This window comes from Gemella sp. 27098_8_92 (assembly GCF_041433685.1).
Lineage (GTDB): Bacteria > Bacillota > Bacilli > Staphylococcales > Gemellaceae > Gemella.
In genome coordinates this window covers 1-14487 of sequence record NZ_JAPWBZ010000004.1, presented here as the reverse complement: position 1 = coordinate 14487, position 14487 = coordinate 1, and the positions used below count along the sequence as shown (strand labels likewise).

At 30.3% G+C, this 14487-nt stretch carries 16 protein-coding genes; 12 read left to right on the top strand and 4 right to left on the bottom strand.

The window, feature by feature from the left end:
• The first annotated feature begins 451 nt into the window (after positions 1-451).
• The 12 genes from O3802_RS03500 to O3802_RS03445 all read left to right on the top strand — a co-directional run bounded on the left by O3802_RS03500 (position 452) and on the right by O3802_RS03445 (position 11108).
• The gene (locus tag O3802_RS03500) at positions 452-2362 is read left to right on the top strand and encodes a BglG family transcription antiterminator (protein ID WP_371458327.1); all 1911 of its coding nucleotides are present in this window, start codon (positions 452-454) and stop codon (positions 2360-2362) included.
• 16 nt (positions 2363-2378) lie between these two features.
• Positions 2379-2819 (top strand): transcriptional regulator GutM, encoded by a 441-nt coding sequence (locus O3802_RS03495; RefSeq protein ID WP_276685217.1) that lies wholly within the window; start codon positions 2379-2381, stop codon positions 2817-2819.
• A 20-nt stretch (positions 2820-2839) separates the two neighbouring features.
• Positions 2840-3385 carry a PTS glucitol/sorbitol transporter subunit IIC gene (srlA, locus tag O3802_RS03490; RefSeq protein WP_371458326.1) on the top strand — a complete coding sequence of 182 codons (546 nt, stop codon included), beginning with the start codon at positions 2840-2842 and terminating at the stop codon, positions 3383-3385.
• Between the two features lie 17 nt (positions 3386-3402).
• Complete coding sequence (gene srlE, locus O3802_RS03485; RefSeq protein ID WP_281666332.1) at positions 3403-4407, top strand: PTS glucitol/sorbitol transporter subunit IIB; 1005 nt, start codon at positions 3403-3405, stop codon at positions 4405-4407.
• Positions 4408-4517: 110 nt separating this feature from the next.
• Positions 4518-4874, top strand: coding sequence for a PTS glucitol/sorbitol transporter subunit IIA (locus O3802_RS03480; RefSeq protein ID WP_276767672.1), 357 nt, complete (start codon positions 4518-4520; stop codon positions 4872-4874).
• A 21-nt stretch (positions 4875-4895) separates the two neighbouring features.
• Complete coding sequence (locus O3802_RS03475) at positions 4896-5693, top strand: SDR family oxidoreductase (protein WP_371458325.1); 798 nt, start codon at positions 4896-4898, stop codon at positions 5691-5693.
• A gap of 181 nt (positions 5694-5874) precedes the next feature.
• Positions 5875-6552 (top strand): HAD family hydrolase, encoded by a 678-nt coding sequence (locus O3802_RS03470; RefSeq protein ID WP_371458324.1) that lies wholly within the window; start codon positions 5875-5877, stop codon positions 6550-6552.
• Positions 6530-7204, top strand: coding sequence for a transaldolase family protein (locus O3802_RS03465; protein ID WP_371458323.1), 675 nt, complete (start codon positions 6530-6532; stop codon positions 7202-7204). Before O3802_RS03470 ends, O3802_RS03465 begins: the two co-directional genes overlap by 23 nt.
• Positions 7205-7372: 168 nt before the next feature.
• Entirely contained in the window at positions 7373-9823 is a 2451-nt protein-coding gene (locus O3802_RS03460; RefSeq protein ID WP_371458322.1) for a heavy metal translocating P-type ATPase, read from the top strand.
• 16 nt (positions 9824-9839) lie between these two features.
• On the top strand, positions 9840-10034 hold the full coding sequence (locus O3802_RS03455) for a heavy-metal-associated domain-containing protein (RefSeq protein WP_371458321.1): 195 nt from the start codon (positions 9840-9842) through the stop codon (positions 10032-10034).
• 183 nt (positions 10035-10217) lie between these two features.
• Positions 10218-10652, top strand: a complete 435-nt coding sequence (locus tag O3802_RS03450) for a LytTR family DNA-binding domain-containing protein (protein ID WP_371458320.1) — start codon at positions 10218-10220, stop codon at positions 10650-10652.
• A 12-nt stretch (positions 10653-10664) separates the two neighbouring features.
• A complete protein-coding gene (locus O3802_RS03445) occupies positions 10665-11108 on the top strand; it encodes a DUF3021 domain-containing protein (RefSeq protein WP_371458319.1) in 444 nt (147 codons plus the stop codon).
• 45 nt (positions 11109-11153) lie between these two features.
• Here O3802_RS03445 and mscL read toward each other — a convergent pair whose 3' ends face one another.
• From mscL to O3802_RS03425, 4 genes are all read right to left on the bottom strand, one after another.
• A complete protein-coding gene (gene mscL / locus O3802_RS03440) occupies positions 11154-11531 on the bottom strand; it encodes a large conductance mechanosensitive channel protein MscL (RefSeq protein WP_371458318.1) in 378 nt (125 codons plus the stop codon).
• Between the two features lie 183 nt (positions 11532-11714).
• Complete coding sequence (locus O3802_RS03435) at positions 11715-12233, bottom strand: DUF948 domain-containing protein (protein ID WP_371458317.1); 519 nt, start codon at positions 12231-12233, stop codon at positions 11715-11717.
• Positions 12234-12280: 47 nt separating this feature from the next.
• The gene (murC, locus tag O3802_RS03430) at positions 12281-13588 is read right to left on the bottom strand and encodes a UDP-N-acetylmuramate--L-alanine ligase (RefSeq protein WP_371458316.1); all 1308 of its coding nucleotides are present in this window, start codon (positions 13586-13588) and stop codon (positions 12281-12283) included.
• Positions 13589-13839: 251 nt separating this feature from the next.
• The coding region (locus tag O3802_RS03425) for an LPXTG cell wall anchor domain-containing protein (RefSeq protein ID WP_371458315.1) at positions 13840-14487 on the bottom strand (648 nt) is incomplete at its 5' end.

Genomic DNA, 14487 nt, shown 5'->3' with positions numbered 1-14487 from the left:
TTTTTAAGTAATAATAAACTATTAAGTTTTAAATATAAGCTACAGTATTTATAATATGGATAAATAATATATCTTTTATGATATTATATCATCAATTAAGCTTTATTCTAAAAGAGTTGCGAGGGATTATGGTTATTTTTTGTAATCTTATAAAATAATATATATTAATTAAAATTTTTTCCGGAACCGTCCTAATTAAAGAAGGAATAAGTACACTATTAAAATATGGAAAATAGAGTTATAATAGAAAGTGTAAGAAAAATTAATACTAAGATTAGTATAAGTAAATATTAATTTTTTTTTGTGTTGTCAATAAAAAAATTAAAGTAATCCAAAATATGCATACTTATAGCTAACTATAAGTTTTGAAAGAGTTTTTCTTTTCCTAAGAAAATAACCGTATTAATTTTTTTTAGTTTGAAATATATAATAAATATAGGTGGTGAAGTAAATGGAGATTTTTAATTATGATAATAGAAGTTTGCGACTGCTAAATATACTAGAATCGAATTTCTTAGTTCAGGATAAATATTTGATAGACGTATTAAAAGTTAGTTCAAAAACTATTAATAATGAAATAAAATCTTTAAATGAAATATTTGGATCTTGTGCATATATTGAAAGTAAAAATTCAAATTATAGTCTTTATATAATAAAACTTGAAGAATATCTCAAAAAGAAACGTAGTATTTATGAAGCTGGGGAGAATTTTGACTCTAGTAAGGTAAGGTTAGTTTATATTTTTAAAAAGTTAGTGTCAACAAGTGATGGGCAATTAATAGATGATCTCGCTTTTGAAATGATAGTAAGTCGAACTACACTGAATACTGATTTGAAAAAACTAAATGAAATAATAAATGATTATAATTTAGTAATAAAAGGAAAGCCGAACATAGGAATTAAAATAGTTGGCTTAGAAAAGGATATTCGAATTTTTATTTTAGAAAATATTTATAACTATATGTATAAAGAAGATATTTTTGATAAAGAAGACAATAAATTTTTTGATGAGATGTTTGTAAAATATAAGATTGATGAGCAGGCTAAAGGTGAGTTTTTAAAGTATTTGACAGTAAGTATTGATAGATTTGCTAATGGATTTAGGCTGAACTTAGTAGAAAATCAATATGAAGAACTGCTTGATAGTTATGCCAAAGATTTTATTAAAGAAGTATGTGAATACACAACTTTAAAATATGGAATAACATTGAATCAAGATGAAATGAAATTTTTAGCAATTTGCTTCGCTACTATGAGAGTTCCTACTAAGATAAATAAGATAAGGGAAAATCTAAAATATACAGAAGAGTATAAAAAATTAGTTCAAGAAATATTAGAAATAGTTGTCTATGAATATGGACTTAAGTTTGATACATCAGATATTATAGAAGAATTCATTTATCATATCTATTTTTTAATGGAGAGGTTAAAGTACGGTGTTCGATATCATAATAATATGAAAGAAAAAATCAAAAAAGATTTTCCAGTATCATATAAGATAGCAAGAACGGCGAGTGAAGTTATAACAGAAAAATATCAGTATAGTGTTTCAGAAGATGAAATCAGTTATCTGGCAATATATTTTGAAACTTTTCTTAAAAAAATTAAGATTCAACCAGACAATTTGAAAATTTTATTAGTAACAAATGCTGGACCAGCGTACAAAAAACTTATGATTAAGGAATTAGAAAATATAAGTCAAAGTTCAGAAATAACAGTAGTCACCACTTATGAAAATGTTAAATATGATGATTTTGATATTATAATTTCTACAGTAAATAAGAATTTTGAAACAACAATCCCTATTATCTATCAAAATGAGATTTTGGATATAGTCTACTTAAAAAAAGAGATAAATTTTTTAAGATATGTTAATAAAATGAATAATCCTGCTATAAGAGGAATGGAATCAATAGTGTTAAGTTCTATATCAGAAAGTACATTTTTTGTTTGTGATAATCGCAAAACATATGCAGAAAACCTAGAAACAATGATAAGAGGACTTGAGGCTAAGGGATTTGTAGATAAAGAATTTCTGTTAAGAATAAGAGAACGTGAACAGAAATCTTCGATGATTTTTGCTGATAGCGTGGCATTCCCACATACACAAAATGAAAAAGAAAATAGTTTATTAATAGCCCTTGGGGTATGTAAAGATGGTTTTAAAGACAACAAAGAGTTAAAATTAATATTTTTGGCGTGTGTACCTAAAGATGGTGATCAAGGTTTACTTTTGGCGAAAACCTATGATGAACTTATTTCGATAATAAAAGATAAAAAATTAATTGATGATATATCAAAAGTAGAAGGATATAATTCACTTGTGAATTATTTTATAAAACATACTAATTTATATAGATAAATATTAGGAGGAACTCATGAATTTATTGGTTTTGGGAATATTATTTATTGCAGCCTTTATTTTGCAGTATGCTTTAACTTTTGTTCAAATGAGCAGTTTTAAAAAAAGTTATGCAGAACTTAGAAGAAAAGGAAGGGTTGTTATAGGGAGAAAAAAAGGTGCTGCTCGTGCAGGTGCAATTGTTATGTTTGCTATAGATAATAACGATAAAGTTATTACTGGAGAAGCAATGCAAGGTGTTACAGTTCTTGCGAGATTTAAAAAGTTTGATTACTTTGATGGAATTAAAGTAGGAACAATAAATAGAGATGATTGCAAAGCGATTAGACTTTCTTCATCATTAACGAGTGCAGTATTAGATGGTGTAGTTAATTATAAAACAATTTCTGCGGGTGGAGAGGTTGAAATGGAACAAAGTCCATTCGGGAAATTGGCAAAAAAATTAAAATTTAATTAAATATTATTAAGGAGGGCAATATGGATTATATTGTTAAAATAGCTTCAGGCTTTACAGGTTTATTTGATGAAGGTGCAAAAGTTTTCGTAAGTTGGGTAGGAGGAATAGTACCTAAAGTTCTATTACTACTAGTTTTTATGAATGCATTGGTTGCTTTTATAGGGCCACATAGAGTTGAAAAGTTTGCTAAAGTTTGTTCTAAAAATGTAATTTTAGCATATGGTATCTTACCTTTTGCTTCAGCTTTCATGTTGGCAAACCCAATGGCATTATCAATGGGTAAATTTTTACCAGAGCGAATGAAACCAAGTTATTATGCATCAGCATCATATCACTGTCATACAAACAGTGGGGTATTTCCACATATTAACGTTGGAGAAATCTTTATTTACTTAGGTATTGCGAACGGTATTACTCAATTAGGTTTAAATGTAGCACCTCTTGCAGTAAGATACCTATTAGTAGGGTTAGTAATGAACTTCTTTGCAGGTTGGGTAACAGATTTCACAACGAAAATGGTAATGAAACAACAGAAAATTGAGTTAAGTAATACACTTAAAGCATAAGGTTAGGAGAATTAATTATGACATACGGAACAATTAAAATAGAAAAAGGTAGTGGAGGTTTTGGAGGACCGTTAATAGTTACTCCAAAACCAGGAAAAGATAAAATACTTTATATTACAGGTGGTGGAGCGGAGCCGGAAATTGTAGAAAAAATCGTTAAATTAACTGGTGCAACGCCGGTTAATGGTTTTAAAACATCAGTTCCTGATGAAGAAATTTTCTTAGCTATTATCGATTGTGGAGGAACACTTCGTTGTGGAATTTACCCGCAAAAAAGAATTCCAACAGTAAATATTATGCCAGTAGGACCTAGTGGGCCGCTTTCAAAATTTATTAAAGAAGATATTTATGTATCGGCAGTAGGATTAGATCAAATTACTGTAGCAGAAGGTAGTGAAGTTGCTGAAGAAGTAGTGGCAGTTGAAGAACCAAAACGAGAATTTAAATATAGCGCTGATAAAAAAGTTTCTCAAAGCTTAGCGGAAAATTCAAAATCATCTATTATTCAAAAAATTGGTATGGGTGCTGGGAAAGTAGTACATACATTATATCAAGCAGCTAGAGATGCTGTTCAATCTATGATTACAACAATTTTACCTTTCATGGCATTTGTTGCTATGTTAATCGGTATTATACAAGGATCAGGATTTGGGAATTGGTTTGCTAAATTATTAACACCACTTGCAGGTAATATTTTCGGTCTTGTAGCACTTGGGTTTGTTTGTTCTATTCCACTATTATCAGCACTACTTGGACCTGGAGCAGTTATTGCTCAAATAATTGGTACATTAATCGGTGTTGAAATAGGGAAAGGTACTATTCCACCTCAATTGGCATTACCAGCATTGTTTGCAATTAATACGCAATGTGCATGTGACTTTATCCCAGTAGGGCTTGGACTAGCAGAAGCAGAACCAGAAACAGTAGAAGTTGGTGTGGTATCTGTGCTTTATTCAAGATTCATTATAGGGGTACCAAGGGTAATTGTTGCGTGGTTAGCAAGTTTTGGAATGTACTCTTAAGAAATACTTTTAAATAAAAATTAAATTTTACGGGGAGCATTCGCTCCCTCATTAACGACAAAGTCGACCAAAAATATCTCTAGGGAAATAAAATGTAAAGGAACAATATTATGATTATTTATGAAAACATTATAAAAGCAAAAGGAAGTTTAGTTGGTGAATTTGGTGACGGAATGTTTATCTTATTTGGAGATAATGCACCAGATATGTTAAAGGATTATTGTTATAGCATTGATGTTATACCAACGAATGGAAAAATAGAGGTAGGGCAAACTCTGACAGTTGATGGAGAACGATTTGAAATTCTTGGAGTAGGTGATGTTGCTGAGAAAAATCTTGTAGATCTTGGACATTTAACTGTACATTTTTCAGGTGATTTAGAGAGTTTGTTACCTGGAGCAATCGTAGTAGAAAATAAAAGTTGCCCACCAATAGATATAAATACAAAAATAACAATTGAAAAATAAAAATTAAAGGAGAAAAGTAAAATGAGTTGGTTAAATTTAGAAGGAAAAACAGTAATAGTAACTGGAGGTGCTTCAGGCATTGGAGCGGCTGTAGTTGATGAATTTTTAAATCAAGGATGTAATGTTGTGGTGAGTGATTTATCAGAAAAAGAATCTGATAATGAAAAACTTCTATATGTAAAATGTGACGTTACAAAAAGAAGTGATGTGAAAAGTGTTGTTTCTAAAACGTTAGAAAAGTTTGGAAATATTGACATACTTGTAAATAATGCTGGTATTAATATTCCACGTCTACTAGTAGATAAAAATAATCCGAAAAGTAAATATGAATTCACTGATGAAGTGTATGACAAGATTATGGATATTAATGTTAAAGGATTATTTATCTTTTCACAAGAAGTAGGTCGTATTCTGGTTAAAAATGGTAAAGGGGTTATTGTTAATATGTCATCGGAATCTGGATTAGAAGGTTCAGAAGGACAAAGTATATATGCAGCAAGTAAAAATGCAGTTAATTCACTAACTCGTTCTTGGGCAAAAGAACTAGGTAAACTTGGTGTTCGAGTAGTGGGTGTTGCACCAGGTATACTAGAAGCAACAGGACTAAGAACACTTGCATATGAAGAGGCGCTTGCGTATACACGAGGAGTTACAGTAGAACAAATTCGCGCTGGATATACAAGTACAAAAACTACACCATTAGGTCGCGATGGGAAACTATCAGAAGTTGCAGATTTAGTAGTTTATGTGGCAAGTGATCGTGCAAGTTATGTTCACGGTGTTACATATAATGTAGCTGGAGGAAAAACAAGAGGATAAAATAAAAACTAGGGGTAAAGTTGAAGTGTATTCTAAAAGGTAGATTTTCTTTTTCTAGCTTTAGATATACTTTTAACAAGGTTCTCCTAGTTTTTTAAAATTGTTTTTGAAAACTATTTGTGCAGAAATAATTTTTGAATTATAATTATATTGAAAAATAATAATGTATGAGGATTAGGGAATGAAAATAGAAGCAGTTCTTTTTGATATGGATGGTCTAATGGTAGACACAGAAAGTTTATCTACAAAAGCCTTAATAAGTAGTGCTAAGAAGCAAGATTATGAAATGACTAAAGAAGAAACGTTACAGGTATTAGGTTTTACTGAAGCAGCTATCTACAAGTTTTGGGAGGATTATTTTGAAGATAGTCACGTTGATGGAAAAAAATTAGCTGATGATCATTATGACTATATTGAAGAGGTTTTATTCACAACTGGACCGGATAAAATGCCTAATGTTGAAGAACTTTTAGTATATTTAAAAGAAAATAATTATAAAATAGCAGTGGCTTCTTCATCTAATATAGATCATATAGAAAATAATATGGAAAAAACAAGACTTAGAAAATATATTGACAAAATAGCAAGTGGTCAAGAAGTTTCAAATGGGAAACCAGCACCGGATGTATTTTTATTAGCCGCAGAGAGATTAGGAGTAAAACCAGAAAATTGTTTAGTATTAGAAGATTCTAAATCTGGGATAAAGGCTGGACGTGCGTCAGGGGCAACTGTTTTTATGGTACCAGATATGTTCAAGCCAGATGAAGAATGTATTGAGATTGCTAACAGAATTTTGAAAAATCTAGGAGAAGTGATTAATATTTTGGAGGAAGAAAATGACAAAGATTTTAATAGATAGCGCCGATATAAAAAAAGCTAAAGAAATAGAAAAATATTATACGATAGCAGGAATAACTACCAATCCAACGATATTATCAAAAATAGAAGGCTCTTTAGAGGGTAAATTAAAAGAACTAAAAGAATTTACTTATGGAAAATATGAAGTTCATATTCAAACGACAGAAAGTGAAGTTGAAAAAATAGTAGAAGAAGCTAAAAAACTTCGTGATTATTTTGGAGAGAGTTTCTATATAAAAATTCCTGTGACAAAGGCAGGTTTAGAAGCAATAAAACTTTGTAGTAAAGAAAATATACGGGTGACGGCAACAGCTATTTTAACTACTATGCAAGCTTTAGCTGCAGCGAAGAATGGAGCTAATTACGTCGCGCCGTATGTAAACAGAATGGAAAATGTAGGGCAAGATGCAAAAGAAGCTATTTTGGAAATAAGCAATTTATTAATAGATTATCCAACTGAAATTTTGGCGGCAAGTTTTAAAAATGTAAAACAAGTTCAAGATATTCTACGTTGTGGAGCAGAAGCAGTAACAATAGCTCCTGAGATAATAGAGGCGAGTATTTGGCATCCTTATACAGATAAATCAGTTTTTGATTTTGAAAAAGATTGGGGAAATAGATTTGGTGATAAAAAAATAGTGGATGGGATTTAACTTTAAAAAAGTCTTAAGAAGTATTCTTAAGGCTTTTTTCTAGATAAAAGAAAATTCTGATACTTTGTTGACAAAACTTGATAATAGTTGTAAAATGAAATTACAATAAAGTTTACAAATGTAAACGAATATATTTTCATAAACAATTTAGAAAGAAGGAAATGGATTATGCTAAAAAAAGAAATATATAATATAGAGGGTATGAGTTGTGCTTCTTGCGCAAGTAGTATTGAAAAAATAGTGGGCAAAATCTCTGGTGTGAGAAATGTAAGTGTAAATCTTGCAACAGAGAAGATGTTTATTGAGCGAGAAGAAGAGGTTAATGTAGAAGAGATAGAACAAACTGTAAAAGATGCTGGGTATCTTGCAAAATTAATAGACAGTAATGTAAGTACTTTTTCTTTGGAGGGGATGAGTTGCGCGTCATGTGCTCGTAATATAGAAAATGTTGTCGGAAAAATTTCTGGAGTACAGAGTGTTAGTGTTAATCTAGCTACAGAGAAAATGACTGTTATTTTTGATAGAAGCAGAGTAAATATAAAGGATATAGAAGATGCGGTAGAGAGAGCAGGATTCAAGGCGATAGAAGATAAAGTTCTGAAAGATTCTCTTCAAGGGCAAAGAACAAAAAAAGTTAAACGGATAACCAATTTATTACGTAGATTTTATTTATCTGCTATATTTGCGATTCCCTTATTATACTTGGCTATGGCCGATATGGTAGGCTTACCTATGATAATAAATCCAATGGAACAAGCAAGATTATTTGTTGTTATTCAAATAATTTTAGTTTTACCAATTTTATATATGGGTAGAAGTTTTTATTTAATTGGATTTAAGTCATTGTTTAAAGGACATCCTAATATGGATTCGTTAGTTGCACTAGGATCAGGTGCTGCAGTTATTTATAGCTTGTATTCAACTGTTCTAATTTATTTAGGAAATGAGCATTCAGTGATGAACTTGTACTATGAATCTGCAGGTGTTATTTTAACGCTGATTACACTTGGTAAATATTTTGAAGCAGTTTCTAAAGAAAGAACTTCTGGGGCGATAGCAGCGTTAGTTAGTCTAGCACCAAAAACAGCAAACGTCATGCGTAATGGAGAAGAGGTGAAACTAAATGTTGAAAATATTGTTATTGGAGATATAATTGTTGTACGACCTGGAGAAAAAATACCTTTGGATGGAAGGATAACAAAAGGTGCAAGTTCGGTTGATGAAGCAATGTTAACTGGTGAAAGTTTACCTGTTGACAAAAATATTGGTGATAATGTAATAGGAGCAAGTATTAATAAAACAGGAACTTTTGAAATGATAGTAACTAAAGTTGGAGAAGATACTGCTCTTGCTCAGATTATAAAACTTGTTGAAGAAGCACAAGGATCAAAAGCACCAATTTCAAAATTAGCTGATAAAATTGCAAGTGTATTCGTTCCAGTAGTTATTTTCTTAGCTGTTTTATCGGGAGCTTTTTGGTATTTTATTGGACATGAATCTGGGGTATTTGCCCTTACTATTTCTATTTCAATATTAGTAATTGCTTGTCCGTGTGCGTTAGGACTTGCGACTCCAACGTCAATAATGGTAGGGACAGGACTTGGTGCGGAGCATGGAATTTTAATAAAAAGTGGGGAAGTAATAGAAACAGCTCAAAGCGTAAATGTGGTAGTTTTTGATAAAACAGGAACACTAACTGAAGGAAAATTAAAAGTAACAGATGTAGTTTCATTTGATAATTATGATGAAAATGAGGTTTTGCGTTTAGCAGCAAGTATAGAACATTATTCAGAACATTCACTAGGAGAGGCAATAGTGAATTTAGCGCGTGAGAAAGAGTTTATGCTAAGCGAAGTAGAAAATTTTAAAGCTAGTTTGGGCCTTGGGATTTCGGGAGAAATAGATGGAGAGAATATTTTAGTAGGGAATAAAATATTTTTAGAAAATAATTCTATTTCAACAGAAGGACATCTTTTAATAGCTGATCAACTTGCAGCAGAGGGGAAAACACCACTATTTATTGTTTATGGCAACAAATTAGTAGGGATAATCGCTGTTGCAGATACAATTAAATCATCAAGTAAAGAAGCGGTAAAAAAATTAAAACAAATGGGAATAAAAATAATTATGCTCACTGGTGATAATAAAAAAACTGCAGAAATTATTGCGAGACAAATTGGGATTGATGAAGTAATTAGCGAAGTGTTACCAGAGAACAAGAATAAAGAAATAACAAGACTTCAAAAAGCTGGAAATAAGGTTGCAATGGTTGGAGATGGAATTAATGATGCTCCAGCATTGGTACAAGCAGATGTTGGGATAGCTATGGGGGCAGGAACAGATGTAGCAATAGAATCTGCAGACATTGTTCTTATGAATAATGATATGCTTAGTGTAACTCGTACAATAAAATTAAGTCGTGTGACAATAAAAAATATTAAAGAAAATTTATTCTGGGCATTTATTTATAATATTATCGGTATTCCTGTTGCTATGGGAGTATTACATATATTTGGAGGGCCGCTATTAAATCCGATGATAGCAGGAGCTGCAATGAGTTTTAGTTCAGTATCGGTGGTATTAAATGCGTTGAGACTAAAAAGAGCGGGAATAAAATAATTTACAGGAGGTTCACATGGAAAAAGTTTATAATATAGAAGGAGTAAAATGTGGTGGCTGTGCTGCCGTTGTTAAAGAAAAACTTAGCGATATAGAAGGGATAGAAACTGTAGAAGTTGATATCTCTAGGAAAAAATTAATAGTAGTAGGAACAGCCGATAAGGATGTATTACAAAAAGCCTTGAGTGATACAAAATTTAAAATTAATTAAATAAAAGACCAATCAAGATTATTTCTTGGTTGGTCTTTAACTATGATGAATAGAGTTACTTAAGTTTCTATTAAAAATAGATAAAGAAAAAACCGAATAGGTATGTAAAATAACCAGATAATCAAAAGGTATAGATTTAATATTGTTTTTTCGCTAAAATAATAATTGAAAGGAGGAGTTATTATGAAACTCGAGTTAAATATAGACGAAAAAGTAAAAGAGACATTAGTTGTAGTTAGTGCTAATAAGATTGATAAAGAAGTTCAGAATTTAATAAATTATATCGAATATAGTTCTGAGTATTTAATAGGAATAGTTGAAGATAAGGCGAGTATTATAGATATAGATGAAATAATAAGGGTGTATATAGAGAATAGAAAAACTTTTGTTGTAACATTAAAAGATACATATGTTGTGAAGAAAAAGCTTTATGAAGTAGAAAATATGGTAACTCGTAATTTTATAAAAATATCACAAAGTGAAATAGCGAATATAAAATTTATCAAAAACTTAGATTTTAGTAATACAGGAACGATAGTCATAAAGTATAAAAATTCTGATATTAGCTATGTATCTCGTAGGATGATTAAAGAGTTTAAGTTGAGACTCGGTATATAGGAGGAAAATAAAATGAGATTATTTAAAAAAATGGTGGCATTTGGTTTGATGGGTATTGGGATAGGAAGTATCTTATCTTTAGCATTTAGCTTAATACATGAGGATTATTCTCCAGGTGTTCCTGAATTTTTAGAGAGCTTTTTAAATACTAATAAAGCAATGGTAGTGCAGACTATAATATTTATCGTTTTAGGGGTTTTACAAGGCTTTGCTAGCGAAATTTTTAAAAATGCAGGTGAGCAAAACTTTAAAATGATATTTTTAAAACATTACCTTGTAATAATGCTTCCATTATTACTAGCAGGATATTATTTAAAATGGTTTGTAGGGTTAAAAACTCTAATGCTAATGTTAGTATTTTCAAGTTTCTTATATGCTGTAATAGCATTAGTATCTTATCTAAGTGTTAGAAATGATATAAAAAAAATAAACAGTAAATTATCTAATTATAAATAAAAAGGAGTTGACGATTCATCGTCAGCTCCTTAATGTTATTGTTAATTATTTACCTTCTTTTAATAAATCACGGATTTCTTTAAGAAGTTCTTCTTTACTATCAACTTCTGGTGCTTTTTCTTCAGTTTCTTCTTCTTTAGCCATTTTTTCTTTAGCAGTGTTAATAGCTTTAACAAAGATGAAAATAGCTACAGCAGTTATTAAGAAGTCGATGATAATTTGAATAAAATTACCGTATTTAATATTGTTCCACATTAAGTTAGTGAAATCTGGTTTAGATGGGAAAAGAAGCCCGATAAGTGGCATCATAATATCAGTTACTAATGAACTTACGATTTTACCAAAAGCGGCCCCCATAATAACCCCGATTGCAAGATCTAATACATTACCTTTAAAAGCAAATTTTTTAAATTCGTTTAACATAAAATATTTTTGTTCTCCTTTATAAAAATTTATACTTGTGTATGATACACTAAATTGGAAATAAAAGCAAGAATTTTAATATAATTAGATAGTTTTTATAATAAAAATTAATGATAAAATTAATATCCCTCAAAGATAAATGTTTTGAGGGATACTAATTTTCTATATTAATTGTCTTAAATCTTAGTTTTCTTCTGAAGATTTTTCTTTCTTAAAGAATTTGTTAAGTAAATCAGCTGCTTTACTCTTATTTTCTTCAACTTTTTCAGATAAATCGTTGATTTTTTCATCAGTATTTTTTCTAAAACCTGTAACATTATTTTTCATGTTATCTACAGAAGATTGAAATCCATTAATAGAAGAAGCTAGACCTTCAGCTGTATTAAATAATGGATCTAATTTTTCAGATTTTACTTGCATATCTTCAGCAAGGATATTTGCGTTTTGTAGTAAGATATTAGTTTCAACCATAATTGGTTCTAAATGACCTTCTACTTTTTTAACAGTTTCGTTTAAATCTTTTGCAAGAGTAAGTGCGTCCTCAGCAATATTAGTTACATCTTCCACACACTCTGTAACAGATATAATAGATTTTCTTGCAGTTCCTAAAGTTCTTGCAGCGCTAATACAAATAATAAGTACTCCTACTCCTGATAGAAAAATTCCTGCGTAGGCAAGTACAAGCCAATCGATATTTAACATTTATATTTCCTCCTTGAGTGTTGTATTCGTTATATTTAAAATAAGGTTTAATTACTAGTGTTTTTTTCAAAAAATTTATGGCAAAGTTTATTGATATTTCCGGCTCCCATAAATAAAAAGACCGTATTTTCAAAGTTTAGTTTGTCAAAATCTTCTTCTCCATGAATGATTTCAGAACCTGGAGTTACTTTTTGTAAATCTTCAATTCCAACAATTTTTTCTTTTTCACGGACTGAAGCGAAAATTGGACATAAAAATACTTTATCTGCAGTTAGCAGACTTTCAGCAAATTCATTTAAGAACTTGGCAGTTCTTGTATAAGTATGTGGTTGAAAAATAGCTACAATTTGTTTACCTGCATATTTGCGGCGAGCACTATCAATAGTAGCTTTTATCTCGCTAGGATGATGAGCGTAGTCATCAACAACTACATTACTACCGAATTTATATTCGCTAAATCTTCGTTCTGCTGGACGATATAAGTCTAATGATTCTTGGATTTTTTCTACACTAATACCATTGATATCAGCCAAGGCAATGGCAGAAGTAGCATTAGAAATGTCATGTAAGCCAAAAATCGCCATAGTGAATGTTCCAAGTAAAGTATTATTTTTATAAATATCAAACTTGCTGTGCTCAGTAGAAGTTTGAACGTTTTTTATTTGGTAGTCATTTCCATCGTTAAATCCATAAGTAATTGTTTTAGCGTGAACAGGTTTTAACTTAGAAGCCAAACGGTCATCACCGCATATAACTACTGTATTTTTAACTTGGTTGACAAAGCTTTGAAATGCATCAAACATATCATATTCATCATTAAAATAATCAGGATGATCAAAATCAATATTAGTTACGATAGCGTAATCTGGATGATAGGCTAAAAAGTGACGATAGTATTCGCACGCTTCTGCAATCATAAAGTCTGAATTTTTTTCACCGTGCCCAGTTCCATCTCCGATTAGATAAGATGTAACACGATTATGTTTAAAAATATTACTTGTCATAGTAGTAGTTGTAGTCTTACCATGTGCTCCAGTTACGGCGATAGAAGGGGTTTCTTCTAGTAGTTTACCTAAAAATTGAGCATAGGTATAGATTTTTAAACCTAATTCTTTGGCGCGACGACATTCAATATGCGTGTCATCAAAGGCATTTCCTAAGATAACTTCATAGCCTTCTTTTATATTCTCTTCATTATAGTAGAACATCGGTATATTACGCTGTTCTAATTTTTCTTGTGTAAAAAAATAAGTTTCTTCATCGGAACCTTGGACAATATGTCCCATATCATAGGCAATCTGTGCGAGGGAACTCATACCAGATCCTTTGATTCCTATAAAATGATATTTACTCATTATAATTCTCCTAAAATCTCGTTAATTCAAATAGAAAATAATTACTACAAAAAATTTCTATAAGCACTACAATTTTACCTTAAAATAGGGAAAAATTCAACTGATAATATTTTTTGATATGACCCAAAAGGGTAGTAAAATAATAATTATAGGGAATGTTAATGTAAATTTATTAAGTGATATTTATTAAAATATGAACCAAGTTAGGGGAATCCTCTAACTTGATTCATATTAACTAATATATTGTTTTTTTAATTTCTTCTCTTTTTGTTAGCTAAGTATAGAACTCCGCCTAATACTAGTATTAATGCTCCAAATAGTTGTGAGTTTACAGTTTGAGAGCCTGTATTACTTAATAATTTTCTATTTGTAGAAATTTGATTAGAATCTTTTTTATTTTCATTTACTAGGGCAAATTTACTAAAGTGATCTATTTCAAACGTCAAGATATTACCATTAATTTGAGATTTAATTAGTTCTAAAGAGCCGTCTTCTTTTACATGGTAAACAGCAACATCTTTTTCACCCTCTTTTAAAGTAATTGATACCTTACGTTTGGCGTTAGAATTAACCGTATTATTATCTTTATCTAAAAGTTTAAGCTCTAATATTCTTACATTACTGTTTGGTAGATTTAATTTCGTTAAAATATTTTGAGCTAATTGATTATCATTGATTTCTTTTGCTTCTAGTTTTGTAGCAGGGCTATTACCAATTAGTTCTACTTGAACACCAATTTTTTTATCTTCAAAGAATTGTTTAGTGACTGCCGGTTTATCAGTATTAGGTTTATCAGTATTAGGCTTATCAGTATTAGGTTTATCAGTATTAGGTTTATCAGTATTAGGTTTATCAGTATTAGGTTTATCAGTATTAGGTTTATCAGTATTAGGTTTATC

Excerpts from the sequence above, each read along its gene's own strand:
- O3802_RS03500 (WP_371458327.1), top strand. The coding sequence starts at position 452 with ATGGAGATTTTTAATTATGATAATAGAAGTTTGCGACTGCTAAATATA.
- O3802_RS03495 (WP_276685217.1), top strand. The coding sequence starts at position 2,379 with ATGAATTTATTGGTTTTGGGAATATTATTTATTGCAGCCTTTATTTTG.
- srlA (WP_371458326.1), top strand. The coding sequence starts at position 2,840 with ATGGATTATATTGTTAAAATAGCTTCAGGCTTTACAGGTTTATTTGAT.
- srlE (WP_281666332.1), top strand. The coding sequence starts at position 3,403 with ATGACATACGGAACAATTAAAATAGAAAAAGGTAGTGGAGGTTTTGGA.
- O3802_RS03480 (WP_276767672.1), top strand. The coding sequence starts at position 4,518 with ATGATTATTTATGAAAACATTATAAAAGCAAAAGGAAGTTTAGTTGGT.
- O3802_RS03475 (WP_371458325.1), top strand. The coding sequence starts at position 4,896 with ATGAGTTGGTTAAATTTAGAAGGAAAAACAGTAATAGTAACTGGAGGT.
- O3802_RS03470 (WP_371458324.1), top strand. The coding sequence starts at position 5,875 with ATGAAAATAGAAGCAGTTCTTTTTGATATGGATGGTCTAATGGTAGAC.
- O3802_RS03465 (WP_371458323.1), top strand. The coding sequence starts at position 6,530 with ATGACAAAGATTTTAATAGATAGCGCCGATATAAAAAAAGCTAAAGAA.
- O3802_RS03460 (WP_371458322.1), top strand. The coding sequence starts at position 7,373 with ATGCTAAAAAAAGAAATATATAATATAGAGGGTATGAGTTGTGCTTCT.
- O3802_RS03455 (WP_371458321.1), top strand. The coding sequence starts at position 9,840 with ATGGAAAAAGTTTATAATATAGAAGGAGTAAAATGTGGTGGCTGTGCT.
- O3802_RS03450 (WP_371458320.1), top strand. The coding sequence starts at position 10,218 with ATGAAACTCGAGTTAAATATAGACGAAAAAGTAAAAGAGACATTAGTT.
- O3802_RS03445 (WP_371458319.1), top strand. The coding sequence starts at position 10,665 with ATGAGATTATTTAAAAAAATGGTGGCATTTGGTTTGATGGGTATTGGG.
- mscL (WP_371458318.1), bottom strand. The coding sequence starts at position 11,531 with ATGTTAAACGAATTTAAAAAATTTGCTTTTAAAGGTAATGTATTAGAT.
- O3802_RS03435 (WP_371458317.1), bottom strand. The coding sequence starts at position 12,233 with ATGTTAAATATCGATTGGCTTGTACTTGCCTACGCAGGAATTTTTCTA.
- murC (WP_371458316.1), bottom strand. The coding sequence starts at position 13,588 with ATGAGTAAATATCATTTTATAGGAATCAAAGGATCTGGTATGAGTTCC.